Genomic DNA, 25,379 nt, shown 5'->3' with positions numbered 1-25,379 from the left:
TGTGTTTATAGTGCTGTAGTGTAAATGAATTTTTCACGGATGCTTATGCCATACCTTTTAAAGCGTACCTTCTGTAGATCGCCGCCTTACAGAAAATCGTAGGGAGACGCGATTGTGGAGAGGAGAGACGCGATAAATCGCCGTCTCTACAGGAAATGTATTTGTCAATAGCAGCATTGGATGCTAGGAAAAACCTGTAATTTTTTGTGCCGTAGGCAAGGAAAAAATATGACTGAATATAGCCGATTGAAGACTTCACGCTCTGCTGCAATCAGAGCAACCCTTGATTATCCGGTAATCGACACCGATGTTCATACCAATGATTTCACGCCAGCTTTTGAGGATTACATCGCTAAGTACGGTGGTGTGAAACTTGTAGATGAGTTACGTAAGACGGAAGCCTCGCGCCTCAACTCTAAGAGCAACGGTAAAGATTGGTATCAACAAACTCCTGAAGAACGTCAATACAACCGCACAATCCGATCGCCTTGGTGGGCTAGAGTTACTAAAAACACATTGGATCTCGCTACTTACACCCTTCCCGGACTGCTCTATGAGCGTCAGGCGGAGCAAGGATCGGACTATTCGGTGCTGTTTCCCAACAATGTTTTAGCACCGGCTGGAGCGAGTGCAGAGAACCGTCAAGCGCTGCAACGCGCGGTCAATCACTATCATGCTGATATTTACCGGAAATATAGCGATCGCTTGACACCGGTAGCTGGTATCCCATTAACTACTCCCCAAGAAGGCATTGAGGAGCTAGAGTTTGCAGTGAAAACACTGGGCTTAAAAGTGATTAATATCACTGGCGGTGTGAAACGGCCAATCAAAGCGATCGCTGATAAATATCCAGCTGATAAATTCCCCGAAATCGCCAAGTATGCTTCTTATATCGACTTTTACGGACTAGATAGTGAATACGACTACGATCCTTTCTGGGCAAAGGTCGTGGAACTTGGCGTACCTGTCACCACCCATTACGGCAGTCAGGGTTGGACTGGCCGCTCCTCCATCAGTAACTACATGAACAACCATATCGGTCACTTCGCCGATGGTTCGGAAGCATTTGCGAAGGCGCTGTTCTTCGGCGGTGTTACCAAGCGTTTTCCGCAGTTGCGCGTAGCGATGCTGGAAGGTGGGGCAGATTGGGGTGCGCGTGTCTACATTCATTTGGTAGATCGTTTTTCCAAGCGCAATATCAAGGCACTGGAAAACTACAATCCAGCGTTGACGAATTCTGATGAGTTGTTTGAAATATTTGAGCGCTACGGTGCAGAAGTTACTCAAGGGCATTCCCTCGATAAGGACGAATTGACCAAGACTGTACTAGGAGCTTCATTCAGCCGTCATAGCCGTGCGCCGATTGGTAGCGAATTGGACGATTTTGCAGCCGCAGGTATTGAAACAATTGAAGACATCCGCGATCGCTGGGTGAACAGTTTCTTCTTTGGTTCCGAGTCCGACGATCGCACCATCGCTACGGCATTTAACGACAAAGCCAATCCCTTGGGAGTTAAAATCAACGCCATCTATTCCTCCGATGTTGGTCACTGGGATGTACCAGACTTAACTTCTCCCTTGGCTGAAAGCTGGGATTTGGTTCAAGAAGGTGTCCTGACCGAAGCCGACTTCAAATCCTATGTATTCGCTAATCCCTACAAGTTTTACACCCAAGCTAACCCCGATTTCTTCAAGGGTACAGCGATCGAATCTAAGGTAGGTAACAGCGAATTTAAACAAGTAGACAAGAGCCTAGTAGTGGCATAAAAGCCGAGATGAGGGCGTGGGGCTAGATGAGGAAAAATAATCAATGCCCCATGCCCACTTGCCCTGAGCGAAGCCGAAGGGATGCCCAATGCCCAAATCAAATTAGGAGTCATAACAATGCCTGTTGAACAACGCTCTCATGACACTAACAATGGTTCCTTGCCTTATCTTTTCTCGCCTGTTTCTGACAATGCCAAGCAACCTGCACCCTTAGTACTTTTTCTGCATGGAGGACGCGATCGCGGGACGGATTTGAATGTACTACTGAAATGGGGTTTACCTCGTTTCGTGGATTTATCCGACTCATTGCCTTATGTCTTCGCTGCACCCCAAATTCTGGCTGAACAAACTTGGGCAGATCGAACAGATGATGTGCTTGCTTTGCTTGATGAATTAATCGTTTCTCAACCCGTCGATCCAGCGCGGGTGATATTGGCTGGGTTCAGCTTAGGCTCGGCGGGTATCTGGCATATCGCTGCTTTGCAGAGCGATCGCTTCGCAGGTTTGGTACCTGTGTCTGGACGCGTACCCAAAACATTAGCAGAAAGCGAACTAGCTGCACTCAAAAACATTCCCGTTCAGATATTTCAAGGTGGACAGGACAAAAATCTGCCGATTGAGGATACAGAGAATTTTGTTGAGCGTTTACGCAAAGTCGGGGGGAAAGTCGATTTGACAGTGCTACCGGAAGGCGATCATTTTATTGCAGATGAGGTATACGGCGATCCGAAGTTACAACAGTGGCTAATTTCCCAGAATCGGCGTGAAATTTCTGTAGTCGCTTGAGGTGAAAAGAAGCAGGGGAGCAGCACTTCGGCTACGCTCAGTGACCAAGGAGCAGGGAGCAAGGGGGAAGAAAGACACCAGACTCTTGCTTGTACTTGTGGCTTGCGTCCAAGCGCTCACGCCGAAGTCCTGCCTAACATAACAATATATAGCGTTTCCTAATTATATGAGGTACATCATAGCCCCCTCCTCGCCTGCGGGGAGGGGGTTGGGGGTGGGGTTCAGTACCTACTCAACCGAGAACCGCTATATTAATATCTCTTCTAGAATCATGAACATAATGCTTCTCAAGTCAAAGCCGAACTTTTTCGGCAAAATTTAGTTGACTTATGTCAGATTCTCGCAAAGAAATCAGAATTTGTTTTATTGGTGAATCCTTTGTCAATGGCACAGGCGATCCAGAGTTTTTGGGTTGGACAGGTAGAGTGTGCCGCAGTGCTGAGTCAAGAGGATACGCTATCACCCATTACAACTTGGGGGTGCGGGCAGAGACAAGTCGGTATCTCAAACAACGTTGGTACTCGGAAGTCTCCTATCGTCTCCCCAAAGAATCCGATGGTCGAGTAGTGTTTTCTTTTGGGGCAAACGATTCAGGATGGGCGGGTAAACAGCAAGGAATCGAACTTCCAGAGTCGATCGCAAATGCTCGCAGTATCTTAAGCCAAGCAAAGCAACTCTATCCGATTTTGATGGTTAGTCCGCCACCCTGTGGTGATGTCGATCAAGAAAAAAGAAATCAAATTCTTGCAAATCTGTCAAAGGAATTCGCGTTGGTTTGCGATCAACTAGATGTTCCGTATCTTGATGTGTTTTCTAGTTTGGTGAAGTCACCAATCTGGCTAGCAGAAGCAAAAGCCAATGACGGCGCTCACCCAAAAGCTGATGGTTATGCAGAATTTGCTGCGATCGTCCAAAACTGGGAAGGTTGGTTAAATTGGTTCACACCTTAAAAATCATGGCTTGGTCGATGTGTCAGGGTTTTAGTTTTGCGTTAGCGAAGCGGAACGCACGTCGCATTCTATTTAAAATTTCCACACTTTCTCAATTAACAACATCTTTATGACCTTACCAACTACCAATCTCGGTAAAACTGGATTGACCGTTTCGCGCCTTTGTCTCGGCACTATGACCTTTGGTTTGCAGACCGACGAAGAAACTTCTAGGCAAATCCTCGACACCGCCGCCGATGGCGGAATCAATTTTTTAGATACAGCCGACGTTTATCCCCTCGGCGGCGGACTTGCGACTGCGGGACGCACTGAAGAAATCGTTGGGCGCTGGCTCAAAGGCAAACGCGAACATTTTATTTTAGCTACCAAGTGCGTTGGTCGAGTTGGTCCTGCACCTTGGGATCAAGGGGCTTCGCGGAAACATATTTTGGATGCGATCGATGCTTCTCTGCGACGCTTGGGAACTGATTATATCGACCTGTATCAGTTGCACTCCGATGATGCTTCAACTCCCCTTGATGAAACTCTGGAAGCGCTGGATGCAGTGGTTCGTGCTGGCAAGGTGCGCTACATTGGGGTTTCTAACTTCTTAGCCTACCGACTCGCCCGCGCCTTGGGTCGTGCTGAAACGCGCAATCTAACCAAGTTCGTCTCAATTCAGCCCCGCTACAACCTGTTATTCCGCGAAATTGAGCGAGAACTATTGCCCCTAGCGAAAGAAGAAGGATTGGGTGTAATTTCTTACAATCCTTTGGCGGGTGGTCTACTTACTGGCAAACACAATTTTACTCAAGGCCCCACGTCAGGTACGCGTTTTACGTTAGGTGCTGCCGCAGAACGTTATCAAGAACGCTACTGGCGCGATCGCGAATTTAATACTGTTGAAGATTTACGCACGGTAGCGGATCTCGCCGGATTTTCTCTCACCACCCTAGCAGTGGCTTGGGTTTTATCTAATCCGATTATCACTGCCCCCATCATTGGCGCTAGCCGTCCAGAACAACTTGCTGACAACCTCAAGGCACTAGAACTAAAACTTGACGACAATTTAAAACAAAAGTTAGATGACATAACCGCCGAATACCGAAGAGGAGATTCTCTTCGTTAGAAACTAGAGACGCAGCGAATAACAAATGACAAATGACAAATGACTCAAAGTGGAGTACTTCTAAAAGTCTCTAATGCCATCGGGCGGCTTATCTAGTCGTCCATTTTTATCTGGTAGAAAAGTGAAAATGATGCTAAGAGATCGACTTTCATGACGAAAAAAGCTAGACAATCCAAATCCTTTCAACGTGCCCCTGATGCACCAGATTTGCCATCAACTCCATTTAAGTTCATTTGCTATTTTGTTAACCAGTTTCGCTGGTGGTATGTGTTAATGGTAATCCTGGAGGTAATACACGCAACTTGTGGCATTATGTTGCCTTATGCTATTGGCGAGATCATTCGGGGCGTGACGCGATCGACCGGCGACAGCAAGCCCATTTTTGATGCCATGAAGCAACCGTTAATGTTATTCATCGGCTTGAGTGTAGGTGAAGTGGTATTTGGGCGCTCGGCTGGACTCTTGCAAACGATTCTCCATCCCATCCACCGACAGCACATTGTGCGATCGCTATATGCCTATTTACAGCACCATTCGCATCGCTACTTAAGCAGTAGTTTTTCTGGGGCATTGGCACATCGAATTAGCGAAACTTCTCTGGGTGTTACCCAGACGATGCAAATGATGATTACTGAATTTATGCCAGTAATTGTTGTGTATTCCGTCGCCACGACGATACTGTATCGCGCCTATCCTCCACTGGCTGCACTCGTGGGAATATGGGCAGTTCTTTTCATCAGTATTTCGTTTTGGCTGGCAACTCGCTGCCGATTTTACTCCCGGAAAGCCGCAGCCGCCAGAAGTGAGACAACTGGCATCATTGTAGATACAGTCACAAATCTCACTAGTAGCCGACTGTTTGCTCGCTTCGGTTTTGAACGACGTTATTTGAACGAGCAATTAAGGCACGAACTCAAACACGTGAGAGAGTCCAACTGGTACTCGGAGCGCATTCGCTGGTTTCAGTTCATCTCAGCAGCCATTCTGAAAATCAGCACCCTGTATTACTCGCTTTCTCTCTGGAGTCAAGGAAAGATCGCTACTGCTGACTTTGTTGTAGCAACTAGCTTATCACTGTTGATCATCAGTGAAGCGCGTAATTTGAGCCGCCGCTTTCTGGAATTTTTTGAACACGTTGGAAATGTCGCCAATGGTGTTTTCACCATCGTTCAACCGCACGAGTTAGTCGATCGCGAGAAAGCGATCGCCCACTCAATCACTCAAGGTAAGATTGAGTTTCGGCGGGTGAATTTCAACTACACAGAAGAGAAGAAAGTTTTCAACAACCTTTCTGTCACCATTCAAGCGGGACAGCGTGTCGGATTGGTGGGCTTGTCCGGCTCTGGAAAATCCACCTTTGTCAATCTGATTCTGCGTTTATTCGACCCACAATCTGGACAGATTATCATTGATGGGGTCGATATTCGAGATATGACTCAGGATGCACTACACGCTCAGATCAGTTTGATTCCCCAAGATCCGTCTCTGTTCCATCGCACTTTGCTAGAAAATATTCGTTACGGACGCTTGGATGCAACCGATGAGGAAGTGATGGAAGCTTCGCGAAAAGCTCATGCTCACGATTTCATCGTCCAAAGTAAGGATGGTTACAATTCTCTGGTGGGCGAACGTGGCGTTAAGTTGTCTGGGGGGCAAAGACAGCGCATTGTGATTGCGCGGGTAATCCTCAAAGATGCGCCGATTCTGATTTTAGATGAAGCCACCTCTAGCCTCGATTCAATTACCGAAAAAGCGATCCAAGATACCCTCGACTTAGCAATGAATGGGAAAACGGTCATCGTAGTAGCTCATCGATTATCTACCATCGTGCATCTAGATAGAATTCTGGTGTTCGACAAAGGTCGAATTATCGAAGATGGTTCCCACGACAAACTGCTGGCACTCGGCGGCGCTTACTATAAATTATGGAAAATGCAAGCGGGTGGATTTCTACCGGAAAATCTCGACGAGGAACGCATACGCGAGGTTCGCACTGATGCGGATAACGTCGAAAAGGGAATGATTGCTTGACAGGTTGAAGCTGGACTTGCTGACACCATACTCATTGTAACTTTTAAGGATAACTGGAGAAGGATCGCTCTCCCAAACCAATCAAGCAAACGCGATTCCTGCGGACAGCTTCGCTAACGCCCTTACCCACAAAACCCAAATGCGTAGAGATAACGCGGCTTGTCGTTAGACATCGCACATCGCCTAGATCCCTCTACTCCGGTAAACCCTCTAAATTCTCTCGCGTCACCGTAGCCATATATTCATCCTGATACTCAACATATATCTCCAACGCTGTCTGCAAATTAGCCCTAGCTTCCACGTAATTCTCCTGCGCTTGTGCAAGCAATCCTAATACTGCGTAAGTTCTAGCACTCGAATAGCGATCGCCAAATTCGATATATATTTCCAGGGCTTGTTGATAATAATCCCGTGCCTGGTCGTATTGGCGCAACTCTTGGGCAACCCTTCCCAACTGGTGGTAAGTGCTAGCACTCGAATAGCGATCGCCAAATTCGATTTTTATTTCCAGGGCTTGTTGATAATAATCCCGTGCCTGGTCGTATTGGTGCAAATCTTGGGCAACCATTCCTAAATTGTTGTAAGTCCTAGCACTCGCATAGCGATCGCCAAATTCGATATATATTTCCAGGGCTTGTTGATAATAATTCCGTGCCTGGTCGTATTGGCGCAACTCTTGGGCAACCATTCCCAAGTAGTGGTAAGTGCTAGCACTCGCATAGCGATCGCCAAATTCGATATATATTTCCAGGGCTTGTTGATAATAATCCCGTGCCTGGTGGAACTGTCGCATATTCAGAGAGACATTACCTAAATAATGCAAGGAATTGGTGATACCACGACGATTTTTCTGCTTTTTGGCAATATCTAAAGCTTGTTGATGATAGCTGTTTGCACTTTTAAACTGTCGTTGCTGCTGATAGCTTTCACCTAATTGATTGATGACTTCGATTTGTAAAGAATAATCAGGAAATTTCTTGGTAATTTCGCAAGCTTTTTCTAAATATTCTCTGGCTTGGATTGGTTTGCGCTGACTTAGATATGCTTTGCCCAATTCATTTAAAATATTACAGCAATTGCGGAGATGTTCTGGGCTGGGTATTTCTCCAGTTGGGTTATATTCCATCAACAAGCTATGTAATAAATCGATACGTTCTTGTTGTTCTGGTGTTGGTAAGCGTTCTATATTGGTGTCTGCATTCAGAGTATTGGCAATTGCTCTATCTCTAGTCGATTCTGTGGTTTTAAAGCGAAATAAACCTGATTTCCAAGCCCAAAAATCAGGTGCAAATTTTGCTAACCGCGAAATCGCATAATCTGGCAAGATAAATAAAAGCGGATGGGGTACGGTTTGACGATAAGAATCGCGGACGAAGTTTAAATCCTGTAAAACTGGTGGATAATCTCCAAAAACACCAATGGATTTTTCTAAATTACGAATTAATAAAACAAGTTTTTTATTTGTTTCTTTAGTAATTTTGGCTAATTGCTGCACCAATTCATCCCGCAAAAATCGCAAATTATTCTCAGGAAAATCTAAAACTACAAATTGAATTTCTTCACATTGAGTATTCTGTTCCAATCCAGCAATTAATAAATCTATATCGGGCGAAAAGTTAATTTCAATAAAACCTAATGTAAATTTTTCTGCAAAATCGACAAATGTCACCAATTCAGCAAATTCATCTTGATTATAGGCAAAAAATTTACCTATTTCAGCTTTCAATTCACTGTTGTTGTGCTGATTGGAGAGCTTGTTGGAAGAACTCATTTCGCTTCACCACCGGATTTGGATAATTCCACCGTTTATCACCGTTATATTCCAACACGGAAGTATTAAATAACATTAATTGTCCAATTTCATCTTTACTGACATTTTTAGTTAAACAAACCTGAGCTAAATGAGGGTAATGTTCTTCAGGAATAAACCGCTCAAAACTAAATTGTTGCTGTTTAACTGCATACTCTATATCTTCGGAGATAATTTTTGCATGTTTTCGGGTACTCGCTGTTTGACATGCAGAGCGCATCATTTGCATTAACTGACGCACGTGGCCACCACTTGCTTTTGCTAGTTCTAATAATTGATTACGGCTCTCGAAAATTTCATCAACATCAACCCGCTTTTCAATTACACTTGCCATCGCATCTAAGCCCGTCTGATTATAATCTAAATCGCATTTATGCCGCTCAAACTCATAGATATTAATCATCGGCACAATATGAGGATTACCATCAAATTGATTTAGGGGATTTTTTGGCGAACAAAGAATTGAAATTGGTACTGTATATATGATTGTACAATTTAATTCTTGCATCTGAGCCGCATAATCAAAGAATAAATGTTCTGCTACAGCAGGAGGAACCCGATCCAAATTATCGAAGATAATTAATAAACCTTTACACTCAGGAAATTTTTGTCGCAATTTTGTGTAAGCGTCGATTAATAACAGATTAGTATCAGATTTGAGGCGAGATAAATCTTTTTCTAGAGTTTGCCGAATAGTTGTCTTTTGCTTGTCCGAGCCTTTAATTTGTGCCAGCAACTTAACCATTAGTTTAGCGAGAAATGGCGCTGTAGGGCTGAGAGTTGCTTCTGCCTCGACGTTGACTGATTTTTCGACACTTTGCTCGTTTTCTTGAGTAATGTCTTTAAACCATAATTCAAAACTTTTTAATATATCTTGATTAAAAGTTAAACCTAATTTTCGTAATTCAAATTCAACTTGTTTAATTACAATCAAATATAAATCTGTATATCGGGTATCATTAATATCTGTCTCTTCGTTTGCTTCCAAATAAATAACTCGATAATTGTTTTCCCAAAGACTCTGAATTTTTTTTAACTCCGTACTTTTTCCACAACCGCGATGCCCGGTAAATAAAATTGTTGTAAAATCACCTGCTTCTTGAAAATCCAAAATTGTACTGACATTATCAATAGCCGAAGTTTTCCGCACCAGCGACAGATCGACATAATACCGTTCCATTTCTGCTGGTTCAAGCGGCTCAACGTTACAAGCCAAAAAAGCCGCTTTAAGAGTATTTGCACGCTGAAAACTTGAGTGAGGCATTCTTCTGAGCAGATAACAATTACCAACTTTTAAATTTTAAGCGATCGCCCATCAAATTTAGCAAATACAGCTATAGGACTCATAAAACTCCGCGCGGAAGTTCGGAAATTAGTTATGATTCCTACAATCATTGCACCCCAAACAGCCAAAGCTATGCTTTGTCTCTCCTTTCCTTGGTATCAACACTCGTAACTCGCTTAACCTTGAACACTAGTTGCCAAAATTGAAGCGTTTGCAACAATTGCTCTTTCATGTATAAGAAAGGTTTAAGTATTTCCAAGAAAGATATAAGCAGTTGCTGCAAAGACTTCATACTTTGCAACAATTACTTGTTCATGTATAAGAAAGGTTTAAGTATTTCCAAGAAAGGTATAAGCAGTTGCTGCAAAGGTTTCATGCTTTGCAACAATTACTTGTTTATGTATAAGAAAGGTTTAAATCATTGCAACAATTGTTGTAATTAACTTATGAGTTGCTTTATAGTGCGTCACTTCGGCTACGCTCAGGACAGGCTCAGTGAGCGTCGTAGATATCGCAAACCGTCTCCATGAGCATAGCTTGGCGCAGACAGCATCAATTCTCGCTAATTACTGCTGTAAGTCAACCTGGTACAAAAACAGAAAGAGGTATATCCCAGTTTTATTTTGTACTGAGAGAATAACTGTCATGGCGATCGCGCAGCGTGTCCCAGACAAGCAATTGCATGGACTAGTTCTTAGTTGGAGATTTTGCGATTGCTTCGCTTCATATCATGTCCGCTTGATTGCTTATTAAACCCGAAGAACCCCACCTCGCCAAAGTTGCACTTTGTCTCCCCTCCCGAAGAGCGGGGAGGGGTTGGGGGTGGGGTGTAATGACTGTGGTTAGTATAACTAATTATGCGGACATGATATCACTCGCAATGACATACAAAAAAGTGAGATGCTCTTAACATAAAACAGGAAGTGCGATCGCAATTAGCTGAGAAAGATTGAATTTACGTTAACAGTGTTGTTGTTTTTTGAACAGTGACAACAGCAAACACACCAGTCCCATTACTAACAATGGCACTGAAGCAGCAGGTTCTGGGACAGGCTGAGGGTTTTGCACAGGCTGATAATTGATGAAATTTCCTTGAATTGGGCTGAGTGATGCCAAAAGTTGCTCAATATCCTTAGATATATTAGTGTCATTACCAACACTTTTAGAAGAGATGAGGCGGTTAAAGGTTTGGCTACTCGATTTATCAAAATCTCCTGTGAACCCAAGAAAATTTTGACCTATTTTACCTATCAGAGAATCAATCAGATTGTTAACATCAGTTTTTATCCCAAGTGGGGATAACTTTAAACTGCTGAGATTATTGACGTTTCCAATCGTTGTATTGTCAGTCTTTGTTAACCAATTGCCATTACCAATAATTTCATTTCCATTGGTAAAAACCCAGTTACCATTACCAATAATTGTATTATCTTTACCAAAATCCCAATTGCCGTTTCCAATGGTTGCGTTGTCGCTGCCGAAATGCCAATTACCATTACCTAGTGTTGCATTATTACTTCCCTTGTCCCAATACCAGTTGCCGTTACCAAGGGTTGTGTTATCCTTTCCAAATAGCCAGTTGCCATTTCCGATAATTGTGTTGTCATTATTAAAGTTCCAGTTACCATTACCAATGGTTGCACTGTTACTGCCAGAATCCGAGTTAAAATTACCAATAGTTGCGTTATTACTACCAGAGTCCTTGTTACCATTGCCAACCGGTGCGTTGCTCTGATTAAAGGTTTGGCTACCTGAATTAGATGTATTCCCAGTGTTACTAAAAGGTATATTGTTACCAAGGACTTCTTTCAACGGATCGAAAGGCGATTGTTGAAGCAGACCTCCAGCACCTGCGATCGGATTACCACCGCCTGCAAATGGGTTGTCAGCGCCACCTGCGATCGGATTGCTGCTACCTGCAAATGGGTTGGTAGCCCCACCTGCGATCGGATTACTGTTACCTGCAAAAGGGTTGTTAGCCCCACCTGGAATGGGATAACCACTGGCTGCAAACGGGTTACTACCTCCTGCCAATGTCTTGTCAATATTCTTGAAATAGTTATCACCCAAAACTAACTTTAATCGTTCAAAGATTAATTTCTGAAGCCCACTGCCACCATCACCTGCAAACGGGTTAATACCGCCACCTGGAATGGGATTGTTACCGTTACCTAATAACAGATTGCTACTACCCGTTAACAGGCTGCCTTCAGCAGAAAAACTGCTATTGGCAGCAAAGGAATTAGCACTATACAGATTGCTAGCGCCACCTGAACTTAAGGGATTAACTCCACCATTAATGGGATTGACAGCAGACGCTTCCATTGGCACTAATTCTCCTATTTATTAGTTAAAAATTTATGGAGTCTTCAGTACCTGTTCTACAAATTATGAATTTGCTCAACCCAAAATCTCTTTAATAATAAAGGCTTTAATAATCTTCCCATCAAATTAATAGTTCCCATCAAATTAATAGAAAGTATTGCTTAAACTTTTATCTCTAAAGAGTTTCAGGGCGTAAAATAGCAAACTAGTACAGTGAGGCAGAAGGCACATAACCGATAATACACGCTTTTGAGGTTTATCGAATAATATGTTTATTTGCGCCAAGCTGTACTAGCATACTATGTACTGAAGAACTCATTATTGTTCTATTATTGTTCTGCTCTATTTATCTGCTGATTTTCGGAACTATTGTATTAAGTAAACGAGCTTTGTCAACTACCAAATGACGGAATTTGTCCACCACCAAATGACGGAATTTGTCCACCACCAAATGATGGGATTTGTCCACCTTCAGATGAAGAGGTTTGTCCACCAAATGAAGGGATTTGTCCACCACCAGATGAAGAGGTTTGTCCACCAAATGACGGGATTTGTCCACCACCAAATGAAGGGATTTGTCCACCACCAGATGAAGGGATTTGCCCACCACCCACTTCCTTGTCAAGCCTTGAGTTAACTAGCTTGTCAATAGTAGCCCTCAAAGTAAACCCGTCCGGTATTTCGGTTGTGCTAATACCATAGGTTTGGCTGCTACCACCAGTCAAAGGGTCGCTACTGCTGCCTGTGGATGGGCTACCGCCGCCTGTGGATGGGCTACCGCCGCCAGTCAAAGGATCGCTGCCGCCTCCGAATGGGTTGCCACCACCTGTGGATGGGCTACCACCGCCTGTGGATGCGCTACTGCCGCCTCCGAATGGGTTGCCACCACCTGTGGATGGGCTACCGCCGCCTCCGAATGGATTGCCACCACCTGTGGATGGGCTACCACCGCCTGTGGATGTGCTACTGCCGCCTCCGAATGGGTTGCCACCACCTGTGGATGGGCTACCGCCGCCTGTGGATGGGCTACCGCTAACTTTAGATGGGTTTACACCGCCTGCAAAGATATTCCAGAAGTTGTCGCCAGCGAAAGGATTACCACCGTAGGCTAAATCAGGCTGACTGCCACCGCCACCAGCACTACCACCAAATGGGCTACTGCCATCTTCTCCCTTACCAACACCACTGAATAGATTTTTGACCCCTTCCTTACCGACAACTTCTTCCAAGCGACCGAAGGGTGATTGTTCAATCGGATTGTTCCCACTAGTAGAGGAGTTACTGCTACCACCGTTACTCAAATCTTCTGCCATTAGGATTAATCCTCCTATTGTTTGGATAAAAATCTTGCTAACATCGCAACATAAAATAACGTCAGTTCGATAAACCTCTCCCCAACCCCTCTGCGACGCAAAGATGGGCAGAAATATTCTTCGTTGACAACGAGAAAATTATGGTTTCAAAGCCTCTCTCGCTGTGTGACAAAGGAATGGAAACGGGGTTTTTGAGATCCGTCGAATTCACGTTAAAATAGACAAAACTTAAGTCTTTTTTGTGACTTATTTGTTATCTTTTTGTTAGCAAAACTAGTTAGTAGCTGTTAGATTATTTTGTTATCTTTATTAGATAATCAATTTTTCATCAATTGCTACTTACACTTACAATGTATATGATTTTATTTTCAAAAACAATGAAAAATGTTTTGATAAAAATATCAAAGTTGTAGATATTTTTAGATAATAATTTAGAAAAAATAAATGATTTATTTGTATAATAAAATTTAATTTTGTTTAAATATTAAGTAGGTTGGTGTAAAAATTTGTCGTTGGGATAAGGTAAGAGACAGAAGTCAAAAGGCAGGAGAGGAAAGGGTTTTAGCCTAGTTTATATTTATTTACATAGTTTGGTTTTATTATGCCGACTTATTTATTTACAATGAACAATCTTTTGATAAATTTACCAAATTTTTAGATATAGCAGGAGGCAGAAGGCAGCACTTCGACTCCCTTCTCTACGAGAGGCTGCGCCAACGACTGCGCTCAGAGCAAGACGCTTAGTGACCAGAGGCAGGAGGTAAAAGTATTACTATTCCTAACTTTCATGCTTTCAAAATATCCTAACATGTGTGACTACGGCTATATTTAATCTGGGTTGATCTGACGTTATAGTGGTTCTCACTTGGGTGCAACACAGTCATATCCTCATCCCGTATTTGAAACGTGTAAACACTCTTCTTTCCTTTGTAAGAGGAGGCGTTGGGGGTGAGGTTGAAAAATTTACTTCATATAAACGATAACCGCTATATACTACGAGACTGATAGCAGTAAATAGTATAATTGCTGGCATTATACACTACGTTGTATCATATTAGCGCTAATAAAAAGTGCAGGAATTACTTCAGATAAATCAGCAAATTCAATCCCGGAATTGTGCGGGAAAGTGTCCATAAAACTAGGGTGATGTAAATTAAACCCAAACTCCATTGATACCAAGCAAGTGCAGAGATAATACCTGGTAAGTGTTCGTCTCGCAAGCGAATGTCGTTAAATCCTAATTTCACTAGATTGTTGAGACTAAAATCATAGTAGTTGAGCCAGTTCCAACGGCGATCGCCCAACAGAGGCATATATCGTTCCCGAAATGTCTCATTCCTTGGTATCACTGGCAAACGTCCAATCAATAATCGTAACTGGCGAAATGTGCCATCTTCTGTGAAGTAAGAAACGTCCATTAAGTCATGATAACGACCTTGTTGGTAAAGTCGGATTAATAAAGCCATTGGGACGGGGACAAGAATTATTACCAGACATCCCAATGTCAGCCAAGGTTGTTCGGCATTGCGAAAGATCGCTAGTAAGCTGAAGAATTCTAAAACGCTAAAACTGATTAATATCGAAATGGTTTCGTAGAATGTGGGAATAATTGGTACGGGATGCAGCCGACGATAGCGATCCACTAGCCAAAATAGTAGCCCGAAATAAGCGATCGCTAATCCTCCCACGCCAAAGACTAACCAAAAATTCGTCCCATAGCCACTCAACAACAGCAATACACTCAATGCCAACCAACTCCAAGCTTGCAGCAACCATCCACCGATAGAAAGGGTTTCGCCAACAATTAAGCGATCGCTTAGTTGGGTATATTTTTCTAAATCGATGTCTGCAATGGTGAGTAACTCACTACTGTTACGAAAGGATTTTACCAGACGACGCTGGGCGATCGCTTGGGCTTGAGTTGCAGAAAAACCCAAATTCATCAAACTTGCAACAGTTGCACTATTAATATTTGTAGCCGTCAACCGATGCCCAAACTCGATTAATCGCAATCGTTGTTTTGTGTATTCCAGTTCATTAGCATCGGCAACTTGCTGTTGCTGACGGAAATTTTGCCCCAAATTCCGCAAGACGTTTTGATTACCTTGCAATGTTGGGATGCAGAACATCTGACCAATCTCACCGGGATTACCTAAAATTTTCGCTTGGTTAGAGTTAAAAGTTAAACTAGGTACGCTTAAACAAGCCTCTTTAGCAAACCTGGCATCACTAAAATCTGCAAGGTTAAGAATATTTGCACCTTGCAGATTTACCAATAGGTTAAACTCCGCTTCTCGGAAGCTTACACCTTGCTCAAAAGTCGCTTCTGTTAAAAGAAGAAACTGATTAAAATCAGCTTTAGTAAACTGGGCTTGACTGGCAAAATCCACTTGCGAAAAATCAGTATTTCCTTGCCATTGGACACTACTAAATTTAGCCAACTGTTTAAAAATTGCTTGGTTGAAGTTGGCAGTTGTCTCAAAGATACTACCTTGAAAATCAGCCAGTTCCCGAAATTTAATTTTTTTAAAGTTAGCTTTTTCAAAAAATATACTGCCCTGAAAATTGCTTGGTTGCTGGAAGTTAGCACTGGTAAAATTAACAGGACGAGCAAATCTGGTTTGAGTCCAGTCAGTAGGTTGGAGAAAAGTTGCACCTTGGGCATCAACAGACTGAAGAAAAAAAGTATTGGAAAACTTCACTTCGCCGTTGAAGCGAGTTTGCACCAGTGTTAAGACACCACGAAAGACGGCGATTTCACTGGCTGGAGTTGACTCTGTTCCCAGAAGCGAGCGACAATCTTTAGAGTTGGGTAAAGCGATTGCAAGTGACTCTAGACAAACAAAGCGCAAACGTTCTAGTTTTTCTTGTTCGGTAGCAGTGAAAATGGGTGCGATCGCTTTTGCATATAATGGTGTTCTTAAACCCAAATCGCTGCCGACAAAATCCCCCAGAATCAAAGCATAGCTGAGGTCTAAACCCAAAGGTTTTGTACCGAGTTCTTTTCGCAGTAGTTGGTAAAAAGCATCACGAAAGCTGGCGTTTTCTGGGCGTAAATCGATCGCCATTTTTTGCAAATCTACGGTTAAATTTCCTTCGCGGAGTATCGGTGTGCGTAGTCGTTCTTGCAATAATTCTAGGGTTAAGGGTGTGCGTTCTGGTTGTGTTTGTGCTGCCGAAGCTGGTAGGGGGAGGAAGAGTAAAACGCAAAGGAACGCTAAGGGAAGCGCAGAGGTACGCCAAGAAACTCCTCTGTGTACCTTTGCGTTTAACCTCTGCGTGCCTTTGCGTTTAAAAGATAAATTATGCAAATTGTTTCGATCGTTCGTCACTAATCAGCAGAACAATTTTACCTGTCACAGACCCACTTTCAATTAATTGGTGGGCTTTAGCTGCTTCTTTTAAGGGAAATTTGTGACTCACATGGATTTTTAATTTGCCTTCATCGATCCAGGTGGCAGATTGTTCGAGAATTTCTGCATGATGGTGGAGACTATCTTGTAATCCTAGCAAGGCTGGTGCCAACATGAATTCTAAACCAATGCGGAGGTTGCGAGTTCTAGCAGTTTTCCAAACAGTATTGGCATTTGGTTCGAGAATTGTGACAATATCGCCATAGACTCGCACTGCGGGGAAGGTTTTGTGAAAAGTTTCGCCACCTACGGTATCAAAAGCCAAGTCTACGCCTTCGCCACCAGTCCAATCTAATACCGCTTGCACAAAGTCTGTTTGTTTGTAAAAAATTACATTATCGGCACCGAGTTCTTTGACAAAATTAGCTTTTTCTTCAGAACCCACTGTGGTGGAAACAGTAGCACCTTTGAGTTTCGCCAATTGAATTGCTACATGGCCGACACCACCAGCACCCGCATGAATCAAAACCCGTTCCCCAGGTTCTAATCGTCCCCGTTCATATAAAGCTTCCCAGGCGGTGATTAATACTAAAGGTGCTGCTGCGGCTTCGGCAAAGGAGATAGAGGCGGGTTTACGTGCCACAAACCGCTCATCAACAACGGTATATTCAGCGTAATTTCCTTGGTGTGCGCCCAAGCCACCATAGCAAAAATATACTTCATCACCTGCGCGAAAACGCTGAACGCCAGCACCCACTGCTTCCACGATCCCTGCACCATCGCATCCTAAAATTGTTGGCGTGCGATCGGGGTAGAAACTGCCTCGACTCCGAAGTTTAGTGTCAATGGGGTTAATGCCAGCCGCCACCAAACGCACTAAAAGTTCAGTATTCCCGACAGGAACAGCAGGGTTTGGCACATCCTGCACTTGTAGAACTTCGGGATTGCCAGCTGCTGTCATCAAGACTGCTTTCACAACTCTTTCCTCCTGGCTTTAGATGCACATTCTTATGCAACTTTACCGCAAGAGGGTAGATCCAGAGATATTTATCAGCCAAAACTGCAATGTCTCCCACGTTTTTAAATATGGGTTCCCTTCCGTCTCCTGCCTCCTAAATTACAAAAGATGATTGTTTTTGTCCAACTTCTTTGGCTGCCAGTAATACACTTAGGGACATCCAAAAATTAAATTACTCAATTTTTGCATCCAATAGGAGCAGGGGGGACAAGGTAGACTTGGTAGACTTGGAGGACAAGGTAGCAATATCTCTCCCAAGTCTTTCCAAAGCGATTGATTATTTTTTATTTGGAAGTCCCTTAGGGCATTATCACATAAGTACTTTCCTCGCCAGCACCATTGACTTCTTCTCGTAAAAAGCTGTGTGCTAGCTTAAATTTTTGGATGAGGTTTTGCGATCGCCTAACGTAACAATGCTATATCTGGACGTAACTGAGCGGCACGGTGTAGATAGACTGGGCGTAATGCATTCTGGGGTAGAGGAGTGTTTAAGTGGATTAGCACCCGAATGCAGCGATCGAGGCTATTGGCAACCTGCATCTGTTGTACATCTAGCAAAGGAACTCGATCCCAACCAGGACGACGACGTGCTACCGCAGCCGGAAACATTGCATCCAAATCTGAAGTTGCCGAAAAGGTAACACTGACGATTTCATCAGGATCTAAAACATTGTTTGTTTCTAAGGCGTTTAATAATTCATCTACAGCCTCAGTAATTGCTTTTATAGAGTTGTAGCTGACTGTCGTTGCGCCTCGAAGTCCTCGGACTCGCCATTCTCCCGATACCTTTGACACGCTGGAATGTTGATCTATGTGCGTTGAAAAAGTGAGCTTATCCATATTAATTTGAAGGTTATGTATTTAAGTTTTTCTGTATACAGCAATTGCCAATTGTAAATCTCAATTGTTGATAGTTTTATTTGGCAATCTCAGATTAGTTAAAGAGAGCTAGACAATCAAGAAATCAGCACTTGTTATAGTACTGACTTGTACCCCACTCAAGATCGTTAAAGGCTCATTGCTGCTGGTAATATTAATCAAAGTATCATTTACACTACCACCAGTACCTTGATAGATTGTTAAATCGGCAAATGTCAGACCACCAAAAAGCCTAATAGAATCTTCCCCATCAGTAAAGTCAACAATGGTATCAATCCCCGATCCAGATGTAAAGGAGAATGTGTCTTTGCCACTACCACCAATCAGAGTATCCCAACCAAACCCGCCTACAAGGGTATCATTACCAGCACCGCCTCGAAGTATGTCATCACCGCTCAACCCCGACAGATAGTCATTGCCACCCTGACCGTTAATAACATCATTAGATTTGTCAAAGCCACTAGTATTATTATTAAGATCGTTCAGGAATGTTACCGAGTTACGATTGTAAACACTACTTCTTTGTTCATTCGCATTCAAGACATCAAAGCTGTCTTGAAACCCCGTCTGCCCGTTAAACAAAATATTGCCAATATCCACCGATGCACCTGTGGCTTGGCGAAGGTTATCTAGGTTTTGTAAGGCAAATTTTTGCAAGACGACCCCAGTATTCTCAACTCCCTCAAAGGTTATGAGCAGGTCATCTTGATTCTGACTTAAGAGCAGATTTCTAGCAGTCAGCCCATTACCCTCAAATTTTAGAGTATCAATTTCAGCAGATACGTCTGTAGATGGCCGAGATCCCGACCCTACACCACCAAAGTCAGTAATGGTGTCGATGCCGTTACCAAGTTGAACTGTAAACAAGTCTATATTTCCACCACCCGTAAGGAGGTCATTTCCTTTTCCAGCAATAATGTTTTCACTGCTTTTCCCACCGATAAGGATGTTATCACTATCATCTCCAACCAGAAGAACACCATTTTTTCCTTTGGGTCGAGCGTCATTGTCTACAATTGTCAGAGTAGCCGTATTCTGCAATAGCCCAATAATTGCGCCGCCTGTAGCATCGCTTAAGGTGAGGTTGATAGTTTTATTAGCCTCGATTGAATTATCATCAACGATCGCAATGTTTACAATTTTAACTCTCTCTCCGTCAGCAAAGTTAACCTTTATCTGCTGAGAACCGTTATAATCTTCGAGATATTTAGCAGTACCATCTTTTAAAGTGATAGTAGCACCAACTGCCCCTGTATCATCTAACGGGCGGATCAAAGTTACTGCTGCTATGGGAGAACCATCTTCATTGACGCTGTATTCAGTGCCAGCAAAAATTATTGAGTCTAGGGGTACTGATGCGTTATCCTTAAAGGCTTGCACGATTTTATCAAGTCCTTCATCTGTAAATAGCGGAAAAGCCGCAGATATATCTGTCCCTGGACGACTTGTATCCTCAATCAATTTGTCAAGCCCGGAGGGAATACCTTGGATAATCATTCTCGCTGGCTTATCTTCAAGATTGCGATAGGCGTGGGTTTGCCCTTTAGGCACATTCACAAAAGTTCCAGGAGTTGCAGTAATAACTCGATCGTTCAACTGAAATTTTACAGTTCCCTCGACAATGTAAAATCCTTCGTCTTGCTGAAGGTGGATATGCGGTGTAGTCCCGACATTTGATGGAACATAAGCATCAAATAGATCGTATTTACCACCAGTATCTTCGCCAGTGGAGATAAATTTAACCAAGTCTCCAACCACCCACAATGACTTACTAGATTTGTTGGCTGGTGTCTGTTGAAAGCGATTATATTCTGTCATTCTTGTTCTCCTTTCGATCTGAATTGATGGTGAGCTAGTTTTGGTTTGATGTTGTAAGCGCAGACATCGGCTCTATTGCTTGAATATTTTCTTGTTTAGTCAAGTTTTGAGCATCTATGTCTGCATCTGCGAATAAATGTGGATTTATTAATCTGGAACTTGACTTACAAGATTCAAGTTTGGTAGGAAATAGTTACGGATGATACTTATTTATCGCGTCTTTCTTTGATATTTACGCAAAAAGTCTGAGAAAACACTTTAGAATTTGGATCGCAGCAATATTGTAGTAATTGCGATCGCTATTAAGTTCACCCTATATTTTTTAGGGTTGCGATCGCCCATAAAAACCTCAATAGATGTAGATTCCACTCTTTTTGTTCCCATCCAAACTAGTTTGGATGAGATTGTTTGGATCAAACTGATGCTAATAAATTACCTCGTTACCGCCAGCCCATTTTGGTTTGCCCAACGTCTAATAGAATCTCTCAAAGACGGAACCTCAGCAAATAAACGACGTTGCAAAGTAGTATCAGCTACATATTTACCTGAAGAAACATATTCCATAGCCTTATCAGTACCCCGAAACATAGGATTAATAACTGCCATAAACTTAAACAAGATTGTTTTGACCAAAGGTGGAATTGTTTGCAATTGCACTTTCTGTCCAGTTATTTCTGAGAGTAAATTAGCAATCTCTCTAAGGTTAGTTGGCTGTTCAGTGCCCAAATCGATGCGATGTCCTACAGCTTCAGGTGTCTCAATAGCTAAGACAAGATACCGGGCCACATCATCTGAGTGAATCGTCGATGCTGGCGCGTCTGCATCAGCCATAGCTCGAAATTTACCATTTTTGATATCTTTAAGACTAAAGCCCAATAGTGTATCAACAAATCCGCCTGGTCGCAACGATACAAAAGGAACTCCAGATTTCTCAATATAGTCCTCAGTCACAGATTTCTGATAAAAGTGAGGTACAGATTTTGCTTTTTCTGCCGTCAAAATACTTGTAAAAACGAACAATTTAATTTGCATTTGCTTGGCTGCATCAACCAGATTGCGATTTCCCTTGTCGTCAGTGTTTTCTAAAGAGTCTCCTTTCTTTCTATGTGAGTAACCGTTAGCCGTTGTAATTACAACATCAATATTATGCATTGCAGGCAAAAGTGTCTCATACTCGGTTATGTCGCCCCGAACTATTTCCACACCTTGAGCTTGCAAGTGAGAAGCTTCAGTTCCAGGGCGAACTAAAGCACGGACTCTATGACCTTTTTGCAGCAGTTCTTTAACCACTTTGCCGCCAAGCAAACCAGTTGCACCAATTACGAGAACTTGACGCTGAAGCATTATCTAAACTCCTTAACTCTAAACATTTTATTTGACTTTTCAGACTTGATTAAAGTTCTATTTTTTTGTCTAGTTTTCCGTACTAAATTTGTAGCGATATAAGCAGTAAAACCCAAAATCACCAATGTAGAAGTTGGTTCTGGAACAGCGATAGAAGAAACTGGTAAACCAGGATAAGTAGCGGTGAATTTTCTCAGAGTACTTTCCTCAGATTCCCCGCCTCTATTACGAACTTCTTGACTTAAACCTTTGATATAGTTTGTCCAACCCATTTCAGGAGGCCCCCCGAAATCACCACCAAAATCTCCAAATACATTAGTCAACTGTGTGACAGAGTTAGTATAAAATGTCAGCGTACCATCTGGGTTTTCTTTAAACCCAAATTTTCTTGAGCCGTTCACTGGATGTTTTCCCGTTACGCCACTGGTAATAGTTGATAAGGTAAAATGATCGTCGGTCAAATCTGTAAGCATCACAGAAACATCATCTTCGTAATTAGGAAGACCCAGTGCTGCAAAAAGGCGCAATTTTATATCATAAATATCGCCTACCTTTGGTGGTGTGGAGGTGTTCCTGGGAATTAGCTGATTGAGCGTATCATCACCGCTAGAGAGATAATCATCAAAAGATTGATAATTTATTGCCCCATTTGGGTCTTTAGCTATTTCTAAGAGAAAATCTGTAGGTGTTAGCCCTTGGGGCATTTTGTCAACCAAAACAGAAATTTCGTCATAAAAAACTTTTTTATTTCCAGTAAGTAACTGCAAGTTGCCGTTATCTGCTTGAAGGGCTGCCTTAACTGTGGGATTTTGAGACCAAGGTTCTGTAAACAATTCCAAATGGGTTTTCAGTGGGTCGTAAGGTTCTGATTGCAAACTGAATTCACTAGCAAGAGCTGGACTACTAAAATAAATTACAGGAGTAGTAAAGCCCAAGGTAAATAAAAGTGGTATAAACCCTAATAATTTGTGCTGATAACGCAGTTTCATAATTGATTACTTCAAAAAATTTAAGTTACAAAATACTAGGAACCTGGCATAGCGATGAAGAAATAATTTCCCAAACAAAATATTTTTTGCTGCTGAAAATATATGCGATCGCTAAGAGGTTGTTTGAAAAGTGGTTAACTGTAATTTTAATTGCGTTTTTACCCCCCTTAGTCCCCCCTTATAAAGGGGGGAAACAAGAAAAATCCGATTCTCTCCCCAATACATCCGGGCAGGGTTAGGGAGTGGTAAAAAAATATTTGATACATCAATCATAACTTTTCAAACATCCTCTAAAGCCAGTTTCCCAGATTTGATTTGCCAAATCTCAATGTTGGTAATTTCCAATAACCTATCGTAAAAAACGACTAACTGGGAATTTCCTGAGACTTTTTAAACGCGAACGAAATAGCTATCACTCAGATTTAAACCTGTGACTCCTTGGACAGTAGCAATTAATTCTAGAGGCTGATTTGCTCTTTGTAAAAATATATCTGTGGATGCTACACCTGAAGGAGAGCTAGAACCTGTAGCTAAAACATAATTAGCATCCGTTACACTTTGCAATTGGATGAAATCTTCATTCTTTTTGAAGTCAGTAACGATCGCAGCATCATAAACATCAGAACTGCCACCATCATAAAATACATGACCGTTATTCCCCAGAATAAATGTATCTCTGCCTTGATTGCCGGTGAGCGTATCAACTTCACCACGACCAAACCCAAATAACGGATCGAATGGGTCAACACCAACAATCACATCATCTCCAGCTTCACCAGAGAGAAAATCGTTCCCGGATGCACCAACTAGTAAGTCTGCTTCTGTCCCACCGACGATAATATCATTGCCAGTACCACCATAGAGGTTGTCTTTGCCATCCGCACCATTAAGGAAGTCATCACCATCTCCACCATTGATGATGTCATTCCCGACATCACCATCAAGGATGTCGTTACCTTCTTGACCTAATATCCGGTCATTACCGGCACCACCTAAAACTCTATCCTTACCAAAACCACTATAAATAGTATCGTTACCATCTCCGCCATTGAGGTCGTCATTACCATCTTCACCATTGATTTGATCGTTGCCGATTTCTCCAAAAATGCGATCGTTGCCATCACCACCTAAAATAACATCGTCCCCGACTCCCCCAAAAAGGTCATCAGTTCCAGAACCACCATCCAGAAAGTCATCGCCCTCGTCGCCTAATAATTGGTCAAGACCATCACCACCCGAAATAATGTCATTCCCAAAACCTGCGGCAACGATGTCATCACCAGTTCCAGCTGAGACAACATCATCTCCAGAAGTAGAAACAATCAAATCATTTCCTGCCCCAGCATAGATAGAATCGTTGCCGTCACGGCTGTCGATCAAATCGTTGCCGTCTAAACCATAAATGTTATCGTCACCCGTAGTGCCACCGATAACATCATTACTATTTGTGCCAACAATTAATCCGGCATCGGCGGAAACATAAACGAAGTAACTATCGTTTAAATCCAGATTTTTCACGCTTTGCACGCTAGCAATCAATTCTAGCGGCTGATTTGGCCGACTGATGAGTATGTCTGTGGTGTATTCATTTCCCGCAGTCGAATTAGGCCCAGGAGCTACTACATAAGTGCTACCATCTGTCAACTTTTTCAGTTGAATGAAATCCTCATCAGGGTTGAAGTCAACAATTAAACCAGCGTCAGAAACGTCAGAGCCACCTTTATTATCATAGTAGGATTCAGCAACATCCCCAAGTACAAAAGTATCGTGCCCTGAACCACCGAGCATCTCATCTCTTTCAATACCGTCCAGTCCAGGTATGCGGATAAATGGATTACTGCCAATAATTACATCATCTCCAGAACCACCATTTACATAGTCATTACCGACCGAACCAACAACTATATCGTTACCTTCTCCACCAAAAACTCGATCGTCGTCAAAACCACCCAAGACGCGATCGCTCCCTAAACCACCATCTATATAGTCTTCTCCGGCGACACCAGAAATGTCGTCATCACCTTCTCCACCAAAAACTCGGTCGTTGCCATCATCACCCAAAATTTTGTCATTCCCAAGACCGCCCAAGATGAAATCGTTGCCAGTACCACCCGAAATATCATCAATCCCGTCTTTACCATTGATAAAATCGTCGCCATCTTCACCAAGTATCAGGTCATTGCCGTTAGCACCCGCAAGTTCATCATTTCCGGCACCACCTAAAATGAATTGGTTGCCTCCTGTGGCCGCAACAGTATCATTTCCAGGCCCAGCAATCACTAGTTTATTTCCAGTCCCACTAACGATGAAGTCATCACCTTCACGTCCCGAAATCAGATCGTCGCCCGCCAAACCAAAAATTTGATCGTTGCCTGTACTACCAACCAGTATATTGTCTTCAAATGTGCCAAAGAGTTGACCAGGTGCAGTTAAGGTCTTAGGGAAGTAGGAATTAGTAGAAGTTTGAGCTTGTTTTTGTTTCTGATCTTGAGACATTTTTGTTCTCCTGATAACGATCGCAAATTATGTAGGCAAATATTTTCAGTTTTCCACCAATAGAAACTGTGGAATTGTTGGTTCATTCACAGGAGTTTCTCAAAGAA

Annotated in this window: 16 protein-coding genes; 5 read left to right on the top strand and 11 right to left on the bottom strand. The window is 42.7% G+C overall.

The window, feature by feature from the left end; translation table 11 throughout:
- Positions 1–228 precede the first annotated feature (228 nt).
- From RMZ95_RS07290 to RMZ95_RS07270, 5 genes are all read left to right on the top strand, one after another.
- Positions 229–1,767 (top strand): amidohydrolase family protein, encoded by a 1,539-nt coding sequence (locus RMZ95_RS07290; RefSeq protein ID WP_322684421.1) that lies wholly within the window; start codon positions 229–231, stop codon positions 1,765–1,767.
- 117 nt (positions 1,768–1,884) lie between these two features.
- A complete protein-coding gene (locus RMZ95_RS07285; RefSeq protein WP_322684420.1) occupies positions 1,885–2,553 on the top strand; it encodes a dienelactone hydrolase family protein in 669 nt (222 codons plus the stop codon).
- Positions 2,554–2,882: 329 nt separating this feature from the next.
- Positions 2,883–3,503 (top strand): GDSL-type esterase/lipase family protein, encoded by a 621-nt coding sequence (locus RMZ95_RS07280; protein WP_322684419.1) that lies wholly within the window; start codon positions 2,883–2,885, stop codon positions 3,501–3,503.
- Between the two features lie 109 nt (positions 3,504–3,612).
- Positions 3,613–4,611, top strand: a complete 999-nt coding sequence (locus RMZ95_RS07275; RefSeq protein WP_322684418.1) for an aldo/keto reductase — start codon at positions 3,613–3,615, stop codon at positions 4,609–4,611.
- A 150-nt stretch (positions 4,612–4,761) separates the two neighbouring features.
- On the top strand, positions 4,762–6,642 hold the full coding sequence (locus RMZ95_RS07270) for an ABC transporter ATP-binding protein (RefSeq protein WP_322684417.1): 1,881 nt from the start codon (positions 4,762–4,764) through the stop codon (positions 6,640–6,642).
- 193 nt (positions 6,643–6,835) lie between these two features.
- On the opposite strand, the gene RMZ95_RS07265 is transcribed toward RMZ95_RS07270, so the two are convergent.
- The 11 genes from RMZ95_RS07265 to RMZ95_RS07215 form a co-directional block, all read right to left on the bottom strand.
- Positions 6,836–8,413 carry a tetratricopeptide repeat protein gene (locus RMZ95_RS07265; protein ID WP_409882180.1) on the bottom strand — a complete coding sequence of 526 codons (1,578 nt, stop codon included), beginning with the start codon at positions 8,411–8,413 and terminating at the stop codon, positions 6,836–6,838.
- The gene (locus RMZ95_RS07260; RefSeq protein ID WP_322684415.1) at positions 8,370–9,716 is read right to left on the bottom strand and encodes a P-loop NTPase fold protein; all 1,347 of its coding nucleotides are present in this window, start codon (positions 9,714–9,716) and stop codon (positions 8,370–8,372) included. The genes RMZ95_RS07265 and RMZ95_RS07260 overlap by 44 nt, the downstream gene beginning before the upstream one ends.
- A 981-nt stretch (positions 9,717–10,697) precedes the next feature.
- Positions 10,698–12,062, bottom strand: coding sequence for a hypothetical protein (locus RMZ95_RS07255; protein ID WP_322684414.1), 1,365 nt, complete (start codon positions 12,060–12,062; stop codon positions 10,698–10,700).
- 392 nt (positions 12,063–12,454) lie between these two features.
- The gene (locus RMZ95_RS07250) at positions 12,455–13,375 is read right to left on the bottom strand and encodes a hypothetical protein (protein ID WP_409882179.1); all 921 of its coding nucleotides are present in this window, start codon (positions 13,373–13,375) and stop codon (positions 12,455–12,457) included.
- 1,079 nt (positions 13,376–14,454) lie between these two features.
- Positions 14,455–16,686, bottom strand: coding sequence for a pentapeptide repeat-containing protein (locus tag RMZ95_RS07245; protein ID WP_322684474.1), 2,232 nt, complete (start codon positions 16,684–16,686; stop codon positions 14,455–14,457).
- Positions 16,679–17,704 (bottom strand): zinc-dependent alcohol dehydrogenase family protein, encoded by a 1,026-nt coding sequence (locus RMZ95_RS07240; protein WP_322684412.1) that lies wholly within the window; start codon positions 17,702–17,704, stop codon positions 16,679–16,681. The genes RMZ95_RS07245 and RMZ95_RS07240 overlap by 8 nt, the downstream gene beginning before the upstream one ends.
- Before the next feature lie 444 nt (positions 17,705–18,148).
- Entirely contained in the window at positions 18,149–18,541 is a 393-nt protein-coding gene (gene aroH / locus RMZ95_RS07235; protein WP_409882178.1) for a chorismate mutase, read from the bottom strand.
- Positions 18,542–18,694: 153 nt separating this feature from the next.
- Complete coding sequence (locus RMZ95_RS07230; RefSeq protein WP_322684411.1) at positions 18,695–20,443, bottom strand: cupin domain-containing protein; 1,749 nt, start codon at positions 20,441–20,443, stop codon at positions 18,695–18,697.
- Positions 20,444–20,875: 432 nt separating this feature from the next.
- Positions 20,876–21,787 (bottom strand): SDR family oxidoreductase, encoded by a 912-nt coding sequence (locus RMZ95_RS07225; RefSeq protein ID WP_322674440.1) that lies wholly within the window; start codon positions 21,785–21,787, stop codon positions 20,876–20,878.
- Complete coding sequence (locus RMZ95_RS07220; RefSeq protein WP_322684410.1) at positions 21,787–22,776, bottom strand: hypothetical protein; 990 nt, start codon at positions 22,774–22,776, stop codon at positions 21,787–21,789. The genes RMZ95_RS07225 and RMZ95_RS07220 overlap by 1 nt, the downstream gene beginning before the upstream one ends.
- A gap of 390 nt (positions 22,777–23,166) precedes the next feature.
- Positions 23,167–25,272: a calcium-binding protein gene (locus RMZ95_RS07215; RefSeq protein WP_322684409.1), complete on the bottom strand. Its 2,106-nt coding sequence runs from the start codon at positions 25,270–25,272 to the stop codon at positions 23,167–23,169.
- Positions 25,273–25,379 lie beyond the last annotated feature (107 nt).

Origin of the sequence: Nostoc sp. DedQUE07, from assembly GCF_034530975.2 — a bacterium.
Classification (GTDB): domain Bacteria; phylum Cyanobacteriota; class Cyanobacteriia; order Cyanobacteriales; family Nostocaceae; genus Nostoc.
Note: the sequence above shows the minus strand (reverse complement) of the source record. Positions and strands in the feature narration are given on the sequence as shown.